The 16,411-nt window shown below is 66.3% G+C and carries 16 protein-coding genes and 3 pseudogenes; 8 read left to right on the forward strand and 11 right to left on the reverse strand.

Features of this window, described 5'->3' with window-relative positions:
- Positions 1-4: 4 nt before the first annotated feature.
- Positions 5-976: a carbon-nitrogen hydrolase family protein gene (locus Q9K23_RS12225; protein WP_305950524.1), complete on the reverse strand. Its 972-nt coding sequence runs from the start codon at positions 974-976 to the stop codon at positions 5-7.
- Between the two features lie 220 nt (positions 977-1,196).
- On the opposite strand from Q9K23_RS12225, the gene Q9K23_RS12230 reads away from it, so the two are divergent.
- From Q9K23_RS12230 to Q9K23_RS12240, 3 genes are all read left to right on the forward strand, one after another.
- Positions 1,197-2,228, forward strand: coding sequence for a LacI family DNA-binding transcriptional regulator (locus Q9K23_RS12230; protein WP_261978078.1), 1,032 nt, complete (start codon positions 1,197-1,199; stop codon positions 2,226-2,228).
- A gap of 144 nt (positions 2,229-2,372) precedes the next feature.
- Entirely contained in the window at positions 2,373-3,002 is a 630-nt protein-coding gene (locus tag Q9K23_RS12235) for a flavin reductase family protein (RefSeq protein ID WP_160319631.1), read from the forward strand.
- 11 nt (positions 3,003-3,013) lie between these two features.
- The gene (locus Q9K23_RS12240) at positions 3,014-4,048 is read left to right on the forward strand and encodes a formamidase (protein WP_053778457.1); all 1,035 of its coding nucleotides are present in this window, start codon (positions 3,014-3,016) and stop codon (positions 4,046-4,048) included.
- Positions 4,049-4,163: 115 nt separating this feature from the next.
- Here Q9K23_RS12240 and Q9K23_RS12245 read toward each other — a convergent pair whose 3' ends face one another.
- Positions 4,164-4,385 carry a hypothetical protein gene (locus tag Q9K23_RS12245; RefSeq protein ID WP_020789659.1) on the reverse strand — a complete coding sequence of 74 codons (222 nt, stop codon included), beginning with the start codon at positions 4,383-4,385 and terminating at the stop codon, positions 4,164-4,166.
- Between the two features lie 393 nt (positions 4,386-4,778).
- On the opposite strand from Q9K23_RS12245, the pseudogene Q9K23_RS12250 reads away from it, so the two are divergent.
- Positions 4,779-5,459, forward strand: a pseudogene (locus Q9K23_RS12250) (VOC family protein); the annotation flags it as partial.
- Between the two features lie 25 nt (positions 5,460-5,484).
- Here Q9K23_RS12250 and Q9K23_RS12255 read toward each other — a convergent pair.
- The 8 genes from Q9K23_RS12255 to Q9K23_RS12290 all read right to left on the reverse strand — a co-directional run bounded on the left by Q9K23_RS12255 (position 5,485) and on the right by Q9K23_RS12290 (position 13,257).
- Positions 5,485-5,955: a MaoC family dehydratase gene (locus tag Q9K23_RS12255; RefSeq protein WP_053778456.1), complete on the reverse strand. Its 471-nt coding sequence runs from the start codon at positions 5,953-5,955 to the stop codon at positions 5,485-5,487.
- 37 nt (positions 5,956-5,992) lie between these two features.
- Entirely contained in the window at positions 5,993-6,751 is a 759-nt protein-coding gene (gene fabG, locus Q9K23_RS12260) for a 3-oxoacyl-ACP reductase FabG (RefSeq protein ID WP_020789667.1), read from the reverse strand.
- 72 nt (positions 6,752-6,823) lie between these two features.
- Positions 6,824-7,600, reverse strand: coding sequence for an enoyl-CoA hydratase-related protein (locus Q9K23_RS12265; RefSeq protein ID WP_053778455.1), 777 nt, complete (start codon positions 7,598-7,600; stop codon positions 6,824-6,826).
- A 35-nt stretch (positions 7,601-7,635) separates the two neighbouring features.
- Positions 7,636-8,820, reverse strand: coding sequence for a CaiB/BaiF CoA-transferase family protein (locus tag Q9K23_RS12270; protein ID WP_020789889.1), 1,185 nt, complete (start codon positions 8,818-8,820; stop codon positions 7,636-7,638).
- A complete protein-coding gene (locus tag Q9K23_RS12275) occupies positions 8,817-9,644 on the reverse strand; it encodes an enoyl-CoA hydratase-related protein (RefSeq protein ID WP_053778454.1) in 828 nt (275 codons plus the stop codon). The genes Q9K23_RS12270 and Q9K23_RS12275 overlap by 4 nt, the downstream gene beginning before the upstream one ends.
- Positions 9,641-11,215: a class I adenylate-forming enzyme family protein gene (locus tag Q9K23_RS12280; protein WP_053778453.1), complete on the reverse strand. Its 1,575-nt coding sequence runs from the start codon at positions 11,213-11,215 to the stop codon at positions 9,641-9,643. The genes Q9K23_RS12275 and Q9K23_RS12280 overlap by 4 nt, the downstream gene beginning before the upstream one ends.
- A 32-nt stretch (positions 11,216-11,247) precedes the next feature.
- Positions 11,248-12,459, reverse strand: a complete 1,212-nt coding sequence (locus Q9K23_RS12285; protein WP_305950525.1) for a beta-ketoacyl-[acyl-carrier-protein] synthase family protein — start codon at positions 12,457-12,459, stop codon at positions 11,248-11,250.
- A 183-nt stretch (positions 12,460-12,642) separates the two neighbouring features.
- Positions 12,643-13,257: a TetR/AcrR family transcriptional regulator gene (locus Q9K23_RS12290; RefSeq protein WP_160319630.1), complete on the reverse strand. Its 615-nt coding sequence runs from the start codon at positions 13,255-13,257 to the stop codon at positions 12,643-12,645.
- A gap of 237 nt (positions 13,258-13,494) precedes the next feature.
- On the opposite strand from Q9K23_RS12290, the gene Q9K23_RS12295 reads away from it, so the two are divergent.
- Together Q9K23_RS12295 and Q9K23_RS12300 are read left to right on the forward strand one after the other, a co-directional pair.
- Complete coding sequence (locus Q9K23_RS12295) at positions 13,495-14,310, forward strand: SDR family oxidoreductase (RefSeq protein WP_053778452.1); 816 nt, start codon at positions 13,495-13,497, stop codon at positions 14,308-14,310.
- A gap of 124 nt (positions 14,311-14,434) precedes the next feature.
- Positions 14,435-14,653: pseudogene (locus Q9K23_RS12300) on the forward strand (MFS transporter); the annotation flags it as partial.
- Here the strand turns inward: Q9K23_RS12300 and Q9K23_RS12305 are convergent.
- Positions 14,654-15,172: pseudogene (locus tag Q9K23_RS12305) on the reverse strand (acyl-CoA dehydrogenase family protein); the annotation flags it as partial.
- A 243-nt stretch (positions 15,173-15,415) separates the two neighbouring features.
- Between Q9K23_RS12305 and Q9K23_RS12310 the strand changes: the two are divergent.
- Positions 15,416-15,727, forward strand: coding sequence for a transposase (locus tag Q9K23_RS12310; protein ID WP_053778464.1), 312 nt, complete (start codon positions 15,416-15,418; stop codon positions 15,725-15,727).
- A 134-nt stretch (positions 15,728-15,861) separates the two neighbouring features.
- Positions 15,862-16,113: an IS3 family transposase gene (locus Q9K23_RS12315; protein ID WP_160319629.1), complete on the forward strand. Its 252-nt coding sequence runs from the start codon at positions 15,862-15,864 to the stop codon at positions 16,111-16,113.
- Positions 16,114-16,411 lie beyond the last annotated feature (298 nt).

Here is a 16,411-nt window from a genome sequence, read left to right on the forward strand (position 1 = left end):
GCTCCTATTGTCCAGTGGTGATGGGGTGAGTGAGTGCTGTTGGTGAGGCAGCTTTCGCCTGGCGGGCGGAGAGCGCTGCGAGGTAGGGAATCTCGGTCCGCGCGGATGCGATGTCGGACAGATCGATCCTGGCGGTGAGCACCCCCTCGCTGTCGGCGAGTTCGGCCAGGATCTGTCCGCGAGGATCGACGATGCGGCTGTGACCTGAGAATCTCGGAGCGGACGCGTCCTCCGGATCGGCGAGTCCCGCGGCGAGAACAAAACAGCCGTTCTCCACCGCACGGCTGCGCGTCAGCAGATCCCAGGCATACCGGCGGGAAGCTCCGAACGCCGCCGGTATCGAGATGATATCGGCACCACGAACCGCCAATTCTCTTGTCAATTCAGGGAATCCGGCTTCATAGCAGACTGCGACGCCGAGCGCGGCACCCGACGAACGCACCAGGGCCCGGGGGCCGTGATCAGGAGCGAAGATCGTCGACTCCCCGGCCCACAGCATCTGCTTGCCCGCAGTGGCGATCACCCCTCTACGGTCGATCACCACGGCAAGGTTGCACAGCGTACCGTCGCGTCCATCGCCTGCCAGAACTGTCGTGGCGATGGTCAGCCCGAGCGTGGCCGCCAATGAGGTGAGCCGCGGAAGTACCAACTCCATCTCGCGCCGCACCATCGCCGCGGCCTGCTCGATGTCGTAGGAGGTGGCGAACAGCTCCGGTAGCACCACGATCTGTGCACCCTGTCCCGCCATTTCCTGTAGGAGCATCTCGGCGGTCGCCAGGTTGCCCTCGAGCTCACCCGGACGCGCCACCATCTGCGCTACGCCAACCCCGATCGTGGTCACCAAAACCTCACTCACCTGTTTCCTGGCCCGCGTCGGGCTCACTCCTAACGCCGACCCGGTGTGCTTCGCCATCGCCGACTTGACGTGCTTCTCAATCGCCATGCTGCAACCGATTGCGTTATCGGTTGCACCCATACTTGAGTACCTGGCCTAAGAGGGTCAAGTCCACCGACATCTAGTTACCGGCACTTAACACGACGGTTGTGGTGTCCAGCGCAATGACCTAGTTATGCAGCGTCATGCAGCACTCCTGCCCAGACCTGCGCGTCACTCGGTATGGGGAAAGCGCATCCGGTAGCGTGTGCATCCGATTGCAGAGTGAATGGCGGGAGGGCCGATGAATGAACGTCGACGAGTGAATGAACGTCAACGAGTCACCCTGAAGACGGTTGCCGATGCCGCCGGGGTGCACGCGTCCACGGTATCGCGGGTGCTGCGGCGCGGCACCGGCAGAACTGGTCGGCCCAGCGACTCGGACCTGCGAATCGTGCAGATCGCCAGCGATCTGGGTTACGTACCCAATCCCAACGCGGCCAGCCTCACCACCCGCCGGTCGAGCGCCTTTGGTGTGCTGGTGCCACAGCTGACCGACGTAGTGCTCTCCTGCGTGTACGACAACATCGAATCCACCGCCAACGCAGCCGGTTACGATGCCTTCGTCGCCAACACCCACGACGATCCCAAGGTCCAGGCCCGCAGACGGCAGCTACTCATCGGCCGTAGCGTCGACGGCCTCATCATCGGTGACGCACGGCTGGACGACCCAACCCTGCCCAAGCTCGCCGGTGACGGCACGGTTTCCGTACTGGTCAACCGCCGCTACCCCGGCCTGCTCTCGGTCACATGTGACGACCGCCGGGGTGGGCGCCTGGCCGCCGAGCACCTACTCGAGCTCGGTCATACCGACGTCGGCGTGGTGACCGGGCCACTGTGGAGTTCGACCGGCGCCGACCGGCTCGACGGATTCCGTGAGACCTACGCCGAGCGTGGCATCACCATTCCCGACGACGCCGTTGCCCCGGTCGGCTTCGGCGTCGACGACGGCGTGCGCGGCACACTGCAGATTCTGGCGCAGCACCCGCAGATCACCGCCTTGTTCGTCGCCAACGACGACGCGGCGATAGGCGCTATCGGCGCGCTACGCGACAGTGGGCTACGGCCGGGTACCGACGTGAGTCTGTTGGGCTACAACGACATTCCCGCTGCCCGCAATCTGATGTTGCCTCTCACCACCATCCGGAGTCCGTACCCGGCGATGGGCCGGCACGCGTGCGAGGTGCTGCTCGCGGCGATGAACGGCCTGCCGGTCTCGTCGCTGGTTCTCCAGCCCGAGCTGGTGGTGCGCGGAACCACGTCGCACCCCCACCACCGCCCGACGAGCCGCTGACCGTCCCCGGTCGAATGCCCCAAGCCGACGGCTCTCGGTCGAATGGGGCGGGTCGACTGGGGCAGGTCGAATGGCGCATGGCGGCAGGGTTCGCTAGGCTCGATGCAATCGATTGCGCTACCGATAGCTATGGAGGTTCATCGGATGGACGAGAACACCATCACCGACGTCGATCAGGTTCGGGACGTGCTTCGCCCCGATGAGCTTCCGGAGGGCTTCGTCTACCGGATGCTCACCGGGTGCGTTTTGCCACGGCCGATCGCCTGGGTGTCGACGAAGTCGGCCGCCGGGGTGGTGAATCTCGCGCCGTTCAGCTTTTTCACCGTCGCCTCCCGCTCGCCGGGAGCAGTGGTGTTCTCGGTTGGTCCCACACCCGAGGGCGGCATCAAGGACACCCTGGCCAACGTTCGGGCCACCGGCGAGTTCGTCGTCAATATCGCCCCGACATCGTCGATGACGTCGGTAAATGCAACAGGTTTCGCCTATCCGCCGGATGTCGACGAGTTCCAGGCGTGCAATATCGCGGACCGGCCCTCACTGGCCGTGTCGCCGCCTTCGGTGGCCGACGCACTGGTGTCGCTCGAATGCCGACTGATGCAGGAGGTGGCGGTGGGTTCCGACTGCCTGGTCATCGGTGAAGTAGTGCTCGCCACCGCTGCACCCGGGCACTATCGCGAACGCCTGCATGTGGAGACCAGTCAGGTCCTCGGCCGCATGTCCGGGCCTCGCTATGTGACCGACATGCGAGTCGAATCCCCGACAAGTACGAAATAGGGTTGGTATCAATGTATTTCAGTGGTTTCAATGCCAACGATGACGAGCTCGTAGTGGCAATGGTCCAACAACAGATCGCCCTGGTGCGGAATCGGGCCGATCTTGCCGAAGCGGTACGCGCCACCACCGCGACGCTCGCCGAGATCGCCACCGGAATGCCGCGCGTCGATCTGGTCGTGCTTCCCGAATACGGACTCCACGGCCTCCGAAAGGAGGGCTGGGCCGACGACAGTCTGATGTGTACCATTCCTGGCCCCGAAACCGATCTACTCACCGCCGCATGCCGCCGGCACTCGGTGTGGGCGGCGTTCTCCGTCATGGAGACCAATCCGCATGGTGCACCGTTCAATTCGTCAATCCTGGTGGACGAGCACGGAGAGATCGTGCTGCATACCCGCAAACTCTTTCCCTGGTCGCCCAAGGAACCGTGGGAACCCGGGTCTGATCCACTGTCGGTCTGCTCCGGCCCCCGGGGCTCGACGATCGGATTACTCATCTGCCACGACGGGTGCTTTCCTGAGGCCGCCCGCGACCTGGCCTACCAGGGTGCCACCGTCATCGTCCGGCAGGCAGGCTACAAGCTTCCGTTCGAGCAGGCCTGGCGAATCAGCAACCAAGCCAACGCATTCAGCAATATGGCCTATACCGTTTCGGTCTGCCTGGCCGGCGATGACGGCAACGGCTTCCCCTCCCTCGGCGGCGCCATGGCCTGCGACATCGACGGCAGCGTGCTGGTCGAGGGCGATCAGACTCCCGGCCGGGTGGTCACCGCCGCCTTCTCGCCCGCGCGAGCCGAGAAGGCGCGCCGCACATGGGGTGTGGAGAACAACATCTATCAGCTCGGCCACCGCGGCTACACCGCGATTCGGGAGGGACTTGCCGATAATCCGTTCCGATATGTCACTGATCTGGCAGCCGGCCAGTACCGGGTCCCGTGGGATCGCGATGTTTCTATCCGCGACGGCCGCAGCGAAGGCTACGGTCCGGCCCGCGAACCGGGCACAGCCGCCGATACCGCACGCGCGGGTTTTCCCGGCAGCTCCTGAACCCTCGCCATGCTCTCCGGTGCACCACATCCCGCGGTGCGCGCGTCGAACTACGGTGTTTACGGAGCCCGGAAGGTGCGGCTGACAGCGGCGAGCTCGACCACGAGCGGGTACATCATTTTCCCGGCAGGTTCGCCTGCGACGAATACGCCGCCGCACGCCGTAACACCTCGACTTCTTGCTCCAGCAACCGGATCAGCGGTGACCGCCCAAATCGACGGCATATCGAGGCACACAGCCACCCGAACACGACCAGTCCACCGGGAATGATCCACCAGGCGATCAGTGTTAGTCCGACGAGTGGACCGCCCAACAGTCCGATGAAGTCAACTGTCATCAGACCACCGCATCCGGCGGACCGAAGACGAAAGTGTAGCTATCCGGCCAGCGTTGCCAGGACCAGCAGTGCCACGAAGATCACGAAGGCGATGGTGGCAAAGCCGTCGAGGAACGAGGTCTGTTGCGGTGGGCGGCGGCGAGACATGGTCCGATCCTTTCTGTGCTGCCGATGGTGTGGTCTGAGTGTCGTATGGCAGGGGGCTGGTGCACGAGTAGGTGACATCTGATCTGGCTTGCCCTGCCGGGCGGCCTGGAAGGATGCCAGCTGTGCCCAAGCCCTATCCCCAGGAGTTCCGCGACGACGTTGTCCGCGTCGCCCAGAACCGTGAAGACGGTGTGACTGTCGAACAGATCGCTGCCGACTTCGGTATCCACCCGATGACCCTGAACAAGTGGATCCACAGGCACTCCCGTCTCCGCTGCACAGGCCACCGAGGTGGTCTCCGACCCGTGGCGGGTGATCGCGAACGACCTGCGCGTCTCGTACCGCACGGGCTCGATGGTTCGCGGAATGGATTTCCTCACCCGGGTGGTCGACGCCGCCGAACGGGCCGGCCATCATCCCGACGTGGACCTGCGGTATGCCACCGTCCACCTCACCCTGGTGACGCACAGTGCACACCGGCTCACCGAGGCCGACGTCGCGCTGGCCAACACCATCGCCGAGATCGCCCGTGAGATGCAGCTGGAATCCCTCGCCCCGCCGGAACGGTTCGATCTGGCCATCGCCGCGCTCGACATCGCCGCGGTACGCCCGTTCTGGCAGGCGGTTCTCGGCTACAACCGGCTCGACGGTGAGGCGCGCGAACTGGAGTCCACCGATCTCGTCGACCCCACCGGGCTGCTGCCGCCGGTGTGGTTTCAGCAGATGGATGAGCCCCGGCCGCAGCGCAGCCGCATGCACGTCGACCTGTGGGTGCCCGCCGACGAGGTGCACCAGCGTGTCCAGGCGGCCCTCGAGGCCGACGGGCAGCTGCTCACCGACGCACATGCGCCGTCGTTCTGGGTGCTCGCCGACCCCGAGGGCAATGAGGTGTGCCTGTGCACGTGGCAGAATCCCGCCGACGGCTGATCCCCCGTCGATGGTCGACCGACCCTCAGGGCACCACGACGGCTAGTGACTCCGCGACGCACCCCGGCTTGGGTGCACCCTCGATCTCGATCGTCACCCGTACCGTCACCAGATAACCGAGCGTGCTCTGCTCCACCGAGAGCAGTTCGGCACCCGCGCGCACCCGGGACCCGACGCGCACCGGATTGGGGAAGCGGACCTTGTTGCATCCGTAGTTGACGCCCATCGAGACGCCGTCGACTCGGTAGATCTCCGCGGTCAGCATCGGCAGCAGCGACAGCGTGAGGTATCCGTGGGCGATCGTCCCGCCGAACGGTCCTTCCTTCGCCCGCTCGACGTCGACGTGAATCCACTGGTGGTCGCCGGTGGCGTCGGCGAACAGGTCGACGCGGTCCTGGGTGATCGGGAGCCACTGGCTGTACCCGAGGTGGCTGCCCACGGCGTCGCGTAGCTCGTCCACGCCGTGAAAGACGCGGGGTTCGGTGGTCTCAGTGATCGTCTTCTCCTCTGCTCGAGATCATCACGGACGACGGTCAGACCGTGGGTCCGCCGGTGACGTAGATGATCTGACCGGTCACGTAGCGGGAATCGGGTCCCGCCAGAAAGGATGCCACCGACGCGATGTCGTCGGGCCGGCCGATCCGGCCGAGTGGGATCTGCTTGGAGGCGGTCTTGGCGAGATCGTCGAAGTCCATCCGCATGCGCGCGGCGGTGGCCCGCGTCATGTCGGTGTCGATGAACCCCGGGGCAATCGCGTTCGCGGTGATCCCGAAGCGCCCGAGTTCGATGGCGAGGGTCCGGGTGAACCCCTGGATGCCCGCCTTGGCTGCGCTGTAGTTGGCCTGCCCCCGATTGCCGAGCGCCGCGATCGAGGAGATGTTGATGATCCGACCCGCCCCGGCCTCCGACATGAACGGTGTCACCGCGTGGGTCGTGATGAACGCGGCCCGCAGGTGCACATTCATCACGTCGTCCCAGTCCTGCAGCGTCATCTTGTGGAAGAGGTTGTCCCGGATGTACCCGGCGTCGTTGACCAGGACCGTCGGGTCACCGAGCTCCTCGCGGGTGGAGGCGACGGCGGCGTCGACGGATTCGGGGTCGCGTACGTCGGTGACCGCGCTATGCACGTGCCCGTGTTCGGACAACCGCTTCGCGGTCACCGACAGTGCCTCGGCGTCGTTGTCGAGCAGGGCCACCGACATGCCGTCGGCGAGCAGCCGCTCGGCGACGGCGGCGCCGATACCGCGGGCGGCGCCGGTGACGATGGCGGTCTGGGAGGGTTGATCGGACATGGGAACTCCAATTCTGTATGGGGTTGTCGGCGAGGGGGTCTCGTGTATGGAGTGGGTTTCAGCGGCCGGAGGTCAACGTCCGGCGAAGTGCGGTGTGCGGCGCTCCAGGAAGGCACGGCCCGCCTCGGCGGCGTCCTCGCTCAGGCCGGTGGCCACGTGTCGTGTGCATTCGCGCCGCAGGCATTCGGTGAACGAAAGATTCTCTGCGTCAGTCAGATTGGCCTTGATACCCGCGGTCGCCAGCGGTGGTCCCGCCGCCAGTGACGTTGCGATGGCCGTGACGCGGGCGTCGAGCTCGTCGACGGGCACGACGGCGGTGGCCAGCCCGATCTGCCGGGCGTACTCGGCGGTGATCTTCTCGTTGAGCAGCAGGATCTCGTGTGCGCGAGCGGAACCGAGCAGCCGGGTCAGTGACCAGGAGAGCCCGAAATCGCCGCTCATCCCGGCGGTCAGGAAAGAGGCACGCAAGACCGCCGAGTCGGTCAGGATGCGCAGATCGCAAGCCGCGGCGAGGGAAAAGCCCGCGCCCGCAGCCGGTCCGCGCACCGCGGCGATGCTCACCGCGTGTCCCTCCCGCAGGATCTCCGCCGCGCGCACGTGGCCGCGTAACCGGCTCTCGGCGACCGCGGCCGTGGTACCGCTGTGATCGACGGTCAGGTCGCCGCCCACGCAGAACGCGCCACCGGCGCCGCGCAGCACGATGACCCGAACCGATTGATCGTGGTCGAGGGACTCGAGGGTCTCGACCAGCCGGTCGAGCAGCGCGTCGTTCATCGCGTTCTTCGCCTCCGGCCGGTTCAGCGTCACCGTCGCGATGGACCCCTGCCGGTCCAGGACCACTTCGCTCATCTCTTCTCCTCCAGCAGATCTCGGTTGATCGGTACTCACATGTCGGGCCACGTGGTCAGCCCTGTCGGCTCGGTCTGATCGTGGGCGGCGGCAATCTCGTCTGCCGACATACCCAGTGCGGCAAGAACTTCGGCGGTGTGATCGCTGCGGTCGGTGGCCCCCGCCCGCGCCGCCGTGCGGGACAGGTGCGGGACCGCCGGTGCTGCAGCCCCCACATCGGCACCGTGGCGGTGGCGTAGTTGCGGGTGATCGGGCACCTCGTCGGGATCGAGTACCGGTGTCACGCAGGCGTCGACGCCGGCGAAGACCTCGGTCCACTCGTCGCGGGTGCGTTCCCGGAAGGCGTCGGACAGTCGTTGCTCGATCAGCGGCCACCGGTCGCGTGGATACTGCTGTGGTGGTTCGCCCAGCCCCAGGGTGTGCCACAGGGCGACGAAGAACTGGCGTTCCAGTGCGCCGACCGCGACGTAACGCCCATCGGCGGTCTCGTAGCACCGGTAGAACGGGGCAGCGCCGCTGAGCACGCTGGTGCCGCGGCTTGGTGCGGCTGAGGTGCCCCACATCTCGTAGTGCATCGCCATCATCGAGCGCACCCCGTCGATCATCGCGACGTCGAGATGCTGCCCCCGGCCCGACCGCGTCCGCTCGTAGAGGGCGGCGTTGATCGACATCGCGGCCAGCAGAGAGCCGCCGGCGAAGTCGGCCACCAGGTTGAGCGGAATGGCGGGCGGTCCGTCCTCGGGTCCCAGCATGCCCAGCATGCCGGTCACCGCCAGGTAGTTGATGTCGTGGCCGGCATCGCCGCGCAACGGTCCCGACTGCCCGTAGCCGGTGAGCGAGCAGTAGATCAGGTCCGGCCGGATCGCGCTGAGCTGCTCGTAGGATGCGCCGAGCCGTTCGGCCACGCCGGGGCGAAAGCTCTCCACAAACACATCCGAGCGGGCGACCAACCGGTGCAGGGCCGCTCGGCCGGCATCGCCCTTGAGGTCCAGCGAGACAAAGGTTTTGCCGCGCGACACCGTCTCCAGCGGAAGACCCGCCCGTCCGCCGCCCACGACGATCACCTCGGCGCCGAGGTCGGCGAGGAGCATCGTGGCGTAGGGGCCGGGAGCCAGCCGCGACATGTCCAGCACGCGCACTCCTGCCAGCGGCCCGGCGATCGGCGCGGGCCGTGCAGGATTCGTCGAATCGGGCTGCCGCAGCTCCGGTGCGGGATTCATCGGCCGGTGAAGCGCGGGGCGCGATTCTCGATGAATGCGGCGACCCCCTCGCGCACGTCGTCGGTGTGGTTGATGATCTCGACCGCGTACTCGGCCTCGCGCAACGATTCGTCCAACGTCTGGTTCATCGCGTTGCGCACCATCCGTTTGACCACCTTGGTGGTCAGCGGTGCGGTGCCGGCAAACCGGCGGGCCAGCGCCAGGGTAGTCTCCTCGAGCTGGTCGTCGGCCACCAGTTCGGTGATCAGCCCCAACGCGAGTGCCCTTGGTGCGTCGTAGATCTCGGTGCCCCAGAGCATCCGCAGCGCATGGTCGATGCCCATTGCTCGCGGGAACAGCCACGCGCCGCCCTCGTCGGGGAGCAATCCCACTCGGCCGGAGGTGTCACCGAAACGGGCGGTGGTGTCGGCGATGCGGATGTCGCAGGCCAGTGCGAGCGTGAGCCCGCCGGCAATCACCGGCCCGCTGATCATCGCGATCACCGGCTTGTCGCAGGTCTGCAGCCGCCGGATCACCCGGTGCATCCCGTCCCGCAGTACCGCGGCGTGGCCGAGTTCGACGGCCTCCGCCTGCTCCACCTCGTAGCTGCTGGTGAGATCGCCGCCCGCGCAGAAGGCGCCGCCCGCTCCGGTGATGATGAGTACCCGTGCTGCGTCATCGCGGATGAAATCATCGATCGCCGAGTCGATTTCGGCGGCAGTGAGGGATCGGTACGCGTTGCGCTTGGTCGGCCGGGTGATCGTGATGCGGCGGATGCCTGGCTCCACCTCGTCGACGGCGATGTCGGTAAAGGTGCTGGGCTGATTCGGTGTCGAGGTGGTCATGACCGTCCCGTGGAAGTGGTGGCCGGTGTCGGGGGCAGCACGCGTCGGCTCAGATTCCGCCGGTCGGTCTTGCCGGTCGCCGACAGCGGCAGCCCGTCGAGGAAGTGGATCTGGCGGGGATGAGCGTAGGCAGGACCGGCGGTGAAGAAGAACTGGGTCAGTTCGTCCTCGGTCAGTCCCGACCCCGGCTCGGTGACGACGAAGGCGATCGGCACCTGCCCCTTGGTTTCATGCGGCGCCGGCACCACTGCCACATCGCGCACGTGCGGATGGGTGGCCAGGACGGCCTCAACCTCGGCCGGATACACGTTCTCTCCGCCGACGTTCATCATGTCGTCGGCGCGGCCGCGGAAGTAGAGCCAGCCGTCGTCGTCGATGGTCGCCAGATCGCCGGTGGCGAACCATCCCCCGGGCTTCATGCGTCTCTTGTCCTCCTCGGGACGGTCCAGATAGCCGAGGGTGGTACACAATTCGCTGCGCAGCCACAGTTCACCGGTCTCGCCCGGCGCCACTTCGGCATCGTCGGGGTCGACGACCCTCGCCTCGAATCCCGGGAGCGGACGGCCGATGCTGCCGGTGCGGCGAGGCCCGATGAGCGGATTCATCGTGGCCGCCGGACCGCATTCGGTGAGTCCGTACCCCTCGACGAACCGGGCGTTGGGGAACACCGCGGTGAGCCGGTCGATCAGGCTGGGCGGCATCGGTGCCGAGCCGCAGCAGATCAATCGCAGCGCACCGAAGTCGCGGGCGAGTTCCTCCTCGGACTGCGCGAGCATCAGTTTGTACATCGCGGGAACGCCGAGCGAGTAGGTGGCCCGTTGCTGTTCGAAGGCGCGCAGCACGGAGACGGGCTCGAACGAGGGCAGCACGTACACCGCGGCGCCCGAGTACAGCATCGGCAGGATGCCGCAGGCAGCGGCGTTCATGTGGAACAGGGGAGCGGCCAGCACCACCCGGTCGGTGGGGTTGAGGAAGCAGTTCTGGCTGATCAGCTGGGCGTCGCGCAGCAGCATCTGATGCGAGAGGAGCACTCCCTTGGGGGTGCCGGTGGTGCCGGAGGTGTACGGCAGCCAGGCCGGCTGATCGGGTTCGCCGGCGATGTCGGGTCGCTCCGCGGAGGATGCGGCGAGCCACTCGTCGTGGTCGGTGATCCCGTGTGCGGCGCCGGCCGGGGCGACCGCGAGCACCACTGCGTCGTCGGCGGCGAATGTCGCAGCATGCGACGCGGTAGCCGCCGCCGCAAGGACTGCGCGGGCTCCGCTGTCGCGCAGGTGAACCCGATGCATGTCGACGGACAGCCGCGGGTTGACCGGGACCGCGATCGCGCCGGCGCGAATGGCCCCGAGGGTCACCTCGACGAACCGGATGTCGTTGTCCCACAAGATGAGTACGCGCTGACCCGGCGAGATACCGTCGGCGAGTAGGCCGTTGGCCACACGGTTGATCCGTGCGTCGAGTTCACGATAGGTCAGTGCCATGCCCTCCTGCAGCAGGGCGATGCTATCGGGACGGAAGTGGAGTCCGAAGTCGGTGATGCAACCGAGGTTGTCGGTGAACGCGAATCCGCTCATCGCGCAGGTCCTTTCGTGGGATGCGGCTGCTGTCAGGGACGACCGATGACGAGCGATGCGTTCTGCCCGGCGAAGCCGAACGCGTTGACCTGGAAGGCGTCGAGGGTGACCGGTCCGGGGGCGCCGAGGGGAACCTGGAAACGAATCGCCGGATCGAGGTCGGTGGTACCCGCGGTCGGGGGTAAGGCGTTGGTGCGCAGCGTGTGTAATCCGGTGAGCACGCCCATCACACCCGCGGCGCCCGCGGTGTGCCCGACGTGTCCCTTGATGGAGGTGGCCGACACGGACTCGCCGAACACCTCATTGATGGCGATGATCTCCGCGGCATCGCCGACCGGGGTGCCGGTGCCGTGTGCGATCACCGCGCCGATCTCGCGGGCGTCGAGTCCGGCGTCGCGCTGGGCGGTGCACATCGCGGCGATCTCCCACCGTCCCGACGGGTCGGGGGAGGAAGGATGGTAACCGTCGGAGAGCGAGCCGTAACCGCGCACGATGCCGTCGATCCGGGCGCCGCGTGCCTGCGCGTGGTCGAGGCGTTCGAGGATCACCGCACCGGCCCCGTCACCGCCCATGACGCCCCGGCGATGCCGGTCGAAGGGCAGGCATACGGCGGTGGGATCGTCGACATCGGTGGGCGACATGCCGTAGCGCACCGCGGACAGGCTGCTCAGTTTGACCTGCCCGTTGTCGGTGCCGCCGGCGATCGCCACGTCGGCCATGCCCGTCTGGATCATCCGGGTGGCGATGCCGATCGCGTCGAGCGAGGACGCGCAGGCGGTCGAGATGGTGAGCAACGGGCCGTGCAGATGCCATCGCAGGGCAATATGGCCGGCGGCCATATTGGGCCACGCCATCATCTGGACCTTTTTCGGGATTGCCTCGAAACCGCCGTCGTCGTACGCCGACTGCGCGTCGAAGAGCGTCTCTGCGCCCGCCATCGAGGTGCCGATGACCACGGCGGTACGCATCGGGTCGAGGTCGCCGATGCCGGCGTCCTCGACGGCGTTCGCCGCGGCGGCCACCGCATACTGCGCGAACCGGTCACTGCCGCGCTCGGTGCGGTCGTCGAGCCACTGCGCGGGATCGAAATCGGTGACCGGGCAGTAGTACACCCGGCCGCCCGCCTCGTCGGCCCACGGGGCCGTGCGGGCGGTGATCGTGGCGTTGTCGAGGCCCTGACCGAAGTCCGGCACGGATTGGCCGAGGCTGGAGATCACGCCCTGGCCGGTGATGGCGACATCCATGGTGGCTTCCCCCTTGAAGGATCAGTGGTGTCTGTGGCGTCGAGCACATGAACCGTAGAATGAAACTGACATCAATGTCAACATGCCTCCGCGGGTGGTTGACGATGTGCCCGGTGCTGCCGGGGTGAGGTCTCGATCGCTGGATCTGTGCGTCCGGCGGGGCGGCCGTCCGGCGGGGCGGCGCTACTCGGATGCGTTCGGGCGCAGCCCGATTCCGCGGCACCACAGGTCGGTGACGGTGCGCACCGCCACGTCGACGTCGACATCGACGGGGTTGTCGCGGAAGATGCGGATCGAGAACTGGGTGACCATCGCGTTCAGTGCGCGGGCGGCGTAGTGGGGATCGATGTCTGCGGCGATATCGCCACGTTCCTTGAGGTGGATCAGTGCGCGCTCGGTCCGCTCGATGTTGAACAGCGTCAGTTCCTCGAGCAGGGAGCCGATCTCGCGGTCGACGGACGCGGCCTCCGACCAGGACTCCATCAGACGCCAGTTGCGACCGTAACCCTCGAGGTACGCCCGGTTCGATGCCTCGATGGCCGAACGGGCGCTGTGTCCGCGTCCGGCCGCCGCCTGCTTCGCGGCCTCCTCGATCTCTCCCTGCTGGGCCTCGATCACGGCGAGGAAGACGGCTTCCTTCGAGGGGAAATATGTGTAGAAGGTGCCGTATGCGGCGCCCGCCTCCTTCACGATGTCGGCGATGCGCGACTCGATGAATCCGTCGCGTTCGAACACCCGGCGCGCGGCGTCGGTGAGCCTGGCCCGGGTCCGGCGGCCCTTGTCGCTGAGTTCATCCACCGATTTCGCGGTCCGAGCGGTCGCGGACGCGTGAGTGGCGTTGGCGTCACGCGAAGTCACGGTGGGGATTCCTCGATTTCGTCGATTCGTACGGCACTATGCACGGCACGCTACCCGGCGGGCGGTATCCCTCGTGCGTCCCGGTGACCCGGGCGTGCCAGATCTCGATTCCGGGGTTGAGTTCTGATATTGAAGTCAATTATAAGTAGGCATCCGACGAGTCGAAGGTGGTTGAGGATGAGCGAGCACAACGGTGTGATCCCGGATATCGCGGTGGATCTGACGGGGCGGACCGCAATTGTCACCGGCGCCTCCCGGGGAATCGGTCTGGCCACGGCGCGCCGGCTGGCCGCGGCCGGCGCCAACGTGGTGCTCACCGCGCGCAGGAGGGAATCGGCGCAGGAAGCCGCCGCGCAGGTGGACGGGCCGGGTGCCGTCGTCGGGATCGGCGCGCATGTGGCCGACAAGGATCAGGCCGATGCCTGCGTGGACGAGACCATGCAACGGTTCGGACGCATCGACATCCTGGTGAACAACGCCGGGACCAACCCCGCCTACGGCCCGCTGATCGCACAGGATCACGCCGCATTCGCGAAGACCTTCGATGTGAACCTCTGGGCGCCGATCGCGTGGACGGCGCTGGTGATGGATGCGTGGATGCGGGAGCATGGCGGCTCGGTGATCAATACCGCGTCGATAGGCGGATTGGGCCACGAGCCCGGCATCGGCACCTACAACGCGTCCAAGGCGGCGCTGATCTACGTGACCAAGCAGCTGGCGCTCGAACTCTCCCCGAAGGTGCGGGTGAACTGCGTGTGTCCCGGTGTGGTGCGTACCCGGCTGGCCGAGGCGCTGTGGAAGGAACATGAGCAGGAGGTGGTGTCGCTGACCGCGCTCGAGCGACTCGGTGAGCCCGACGACGTCGCGGCGGCGATCACCTTCCTGTGTTCGGATGCCGCGTCGTGGATGACCGGCGAAGCGCTGGTCATCGACGGTGGCCAGCGGCTCGGGGAGCCGGGGGCGTTCCGCGAGGGGTCGTGGCCGGCGCGGTAGCACGCCGGCGGCTTCGCCACACCCGTCCTGATCAGGCACGTTCGACCGATGCCTCTATGTCGTGTACAACTTGTATCTATGTTGCTCACGACCGAGTCGGCGTCCGACCGTGTGTATGCGGAGGGCGCGCCGGGCCGCGATGAGCCTGACCGCGGGATTCGGCATCGGCGCCGGTGTTGCCGGAGTGCTCGCACAGTGGGCGCCGTGGCCGCACGTGCTGGCCTACGCGGTCAACATCGCGCTGGCCGTGGCCGCCGCCGTCCTGATCCTGCGCGCGCCGGAAACCCGTACGAGCCGACCGGATTCCGGCCGTCTGATCGACGATCTGAAAATCCCGTCGGCCCGCGATCACGTCGTCGGTCTCGACGTCGCGAGCCGAGATCTGCAGGATGTCGATGTAGCCCCAGCCGCTGACAAACGGCGCATAGCCCGACAACGACCAGCCGTCGGCGGTGCGGGTGGCCCGCATCCGCGGCGGCGTAGGCACCGCTCCCGCGTAGGCGACGCCCGCTTGCACGCGGCCGGCGATCGCGTCGGCCAGGATCTCTTCACGCAATGCGTCGTTAGTGGTGTTGGCCAGGGCGATCACCACGCCGTGATGCTGCAGCCAGGTGAAAGCCGTGGACAGGCATCCGCTGGTGAGTACCTCGATGATCTCGATGGCCTGGGTGAAGTCGAGCCCCGGACCGCCGACCGAGGCCGGGGCCGCAACCCCGAAAAGGCCCGCGTCGGCGAGTGCTGCCCAGTGAGAGTCGGGTACCTCGCCGGTCCGGTCGACCTCGGCTGCATCGGGGAAGAGTAGATCGTCGGCGAGACGGTAGGCGGCGTCGACGAGTACCGCAGGTTCGTGAGGAGATGCCACGCATTCAGCGTAGTGGCGTGCGGTGCGACCCGGAACTTGTCAAGGGGTTTGAGACCAGCGGGTGTTAAGCGGCTGCCGGATTTGTCGGTTCTCGGTCCTCCTGTTCGGGTTGGTTGATCCATGCTGCTTCGGGCATGTCGAGGATCTTTGGGGCGGGGTCGCTTCCACCATTGAATCTGGGGTTGACCCCGTTTCCCGGACATCTTGATGGCCAGTGTGAGGCTGGCGGGAGAGGATGGAGTGATGGGAGCGAAGCGGAAGAGTTACACGCCGAAGTATCGGCGTGAGGCTGCGCATTTGGTGATCGATACTGGTCGCACGATCGCGGAGGTCGCGCGGGAGATCGGTGTGGGTGAGCAGTTGCTGGGTCGGTGGGTGGCCATTGAGCGGTCGCGGATGGATGATCCTCCGCCGGCGGTCGATGCCGATGAGCGTGCCGAGTTGGAGCGTCTGCGTCGGGAGGTTGCCGAGTTGCGGATGGATCGGGATTTCTTAAAAAAAGCGGCAGCCTTCTTCGCGGCGGAGAATTCGCAGCAGAACAAGCGTACGAGATAATCGACGCGGAGAAGGCCACCTTCCCTGTTGTTCGTGGCGTTGAATTGTTGGGGGTGTCGCGGTCGGGTTTTTATGAATGGCGAGAGCGGCAGGAGGCTGGGCCGTCGGTACGTCAGGTACGGCTGCGGGAGTTGGTGGAAAAGATTGTGCGATTCCATGAGGAGTCGGATCAGGTGTACGGTGCGCCGCGGATCACCGCCGATCTGCGGGATTCCGGCGAGGTGGTGTCTGTGAAGACTGTGGCTAAGTTGATGCGTTCCAACGGTATTGCCGGTATCAGTCCGCGTCCGTGGACTCCTGTGACGACGATCGCGGATCAGAATCCGCATGCGATCCCGGATCTTGTGGGTCGTGAGTTCGATCGCGGAGTGTTGAATACGGTGTGAACGTCTGATATCACGTATTTGCGTACAACGAGTGATGGTTGGTTGTATTTGTGTGCGGTGCGGGATGGGTGTTCGCGTCGGGTACTTGGCTACGCATTCTCCGATACTCTGCACACTGATATCGTGGACACGGCGTTACGGAATGCGGTGATGTGGCTCTTCAGGATTGACGGTGCGTGAAACAGGTTCTATCGACCACAAGATGTAGGTCGGATTCGCGGGTGTGAGCCGCGTGATGTGGGCGGGTCCTGTGGTGTGAAGATGAAAGCTCCTACACACTCATCCGAACACTCACAGG

The sequence above is a fragment of the Gordonia sp. NB41Y genome (assembly GCF_030718915.1).
In the GTDB taxonomy this organism is placed as follows: Bacteria; Actinomycetota; Actinomycetes; order Mycobacteriales; family Mycobacteriaceae; genus Gordonia; species Gordonia desulfuricans.

What these genes read in the sequence shown, in the direction of transcription:
- Q9K23_RS12225 (WP_305950524.1), bottom strand. Translation starts at nt 976, where the DNA reads ATGGGTGCAACCGATAACGCAATCGGTTGCAGCATGGCGATTGAGAAG.
- Q9K23_RS12235 (WP_160319631.1), top strand. Translation starts at nt 2,373, where the DNA reads ATGGACGAGAACACCATCACCGACGTCGATCAGGTTCGGGACGTGCTT.
- Q9K23_RS12240 (WP_053778457.1), top strand. Translation starts at nt 3,014, where the DNA reads ATGTATTTCAGTGGTTTCAATGCCAACGATGACGAGCTCGTAGTGGCA.
- Q9K23_RS12245 (WP_020789659.1), bottom strand. Translation starts at nt 4,385, where the DNA reads ATGACAGTTGACTTCATCGGACTGTTGGGCGGTCCACTCGTCGGACTA.
- fabG (WP_020789667.1), bottom strand. Translation starts at nt 6,751, where the DNA reads ATGTCCGATCAACCCTCCCAGACCGCCATCGTCACCGGCGCCGCCCGC.
- Q9K23_RS12265 (WP_053778455.1), bottom strand. Translation starts at nt 7,600, where the DNA reads ATGAGCGAAGTGGTCCTGGACCGGCAGGGGTCCATCGCGACGGTGACG.
- Q9K23_RS12270 (WP_020789889.1), bottom strand. Translation starts at nt 8,820, where the DNA reads ATGAATCCCGCACCGGAGCTGCGGCAGCCCGATTCGACGAATCCTGCA.
- Q9K23_RS12275 (WP_053778454.1), bottom strand. Translation starts at nt 9,644, where the DNA reads ATGACCACCTCGACACCGAATCAGCCCAGCACCTTTACCGACATCGCC.
- Q9K23_RS12280 (WP_053778453.1), bottom strand. Translation starts at nt 11,215, where the DNA reads ATGAGCGGATTCGCGTTCACCGACAACCTCGGTTGCATCACCGACTTC.
- Q9K23_RS12285 (WP_305950525.1), bottom strand. Translation starts at nt 12,459, where the DNA reads ATGGATGTCGCCATCACCGGCCAGGGCGTGATCTCCAGCCTCGGCCAA.
- Q9K23_RS12295 (WP_053778452.1), top strand. Translation starts at nt 13,495, where the DNA reads ATGAGCGAGCACAACGGTGTGATCCCGGATATCGCGGTGGATCTGACG.
- Q9K23_RS12310 (WP_053778464.1), top strand. Translation starts at nt 15,416, where the DNA reads ATGGGAGCGAAGCGGAAGAGTTACACGCCGAAGTATCGGCGTGAGGCT.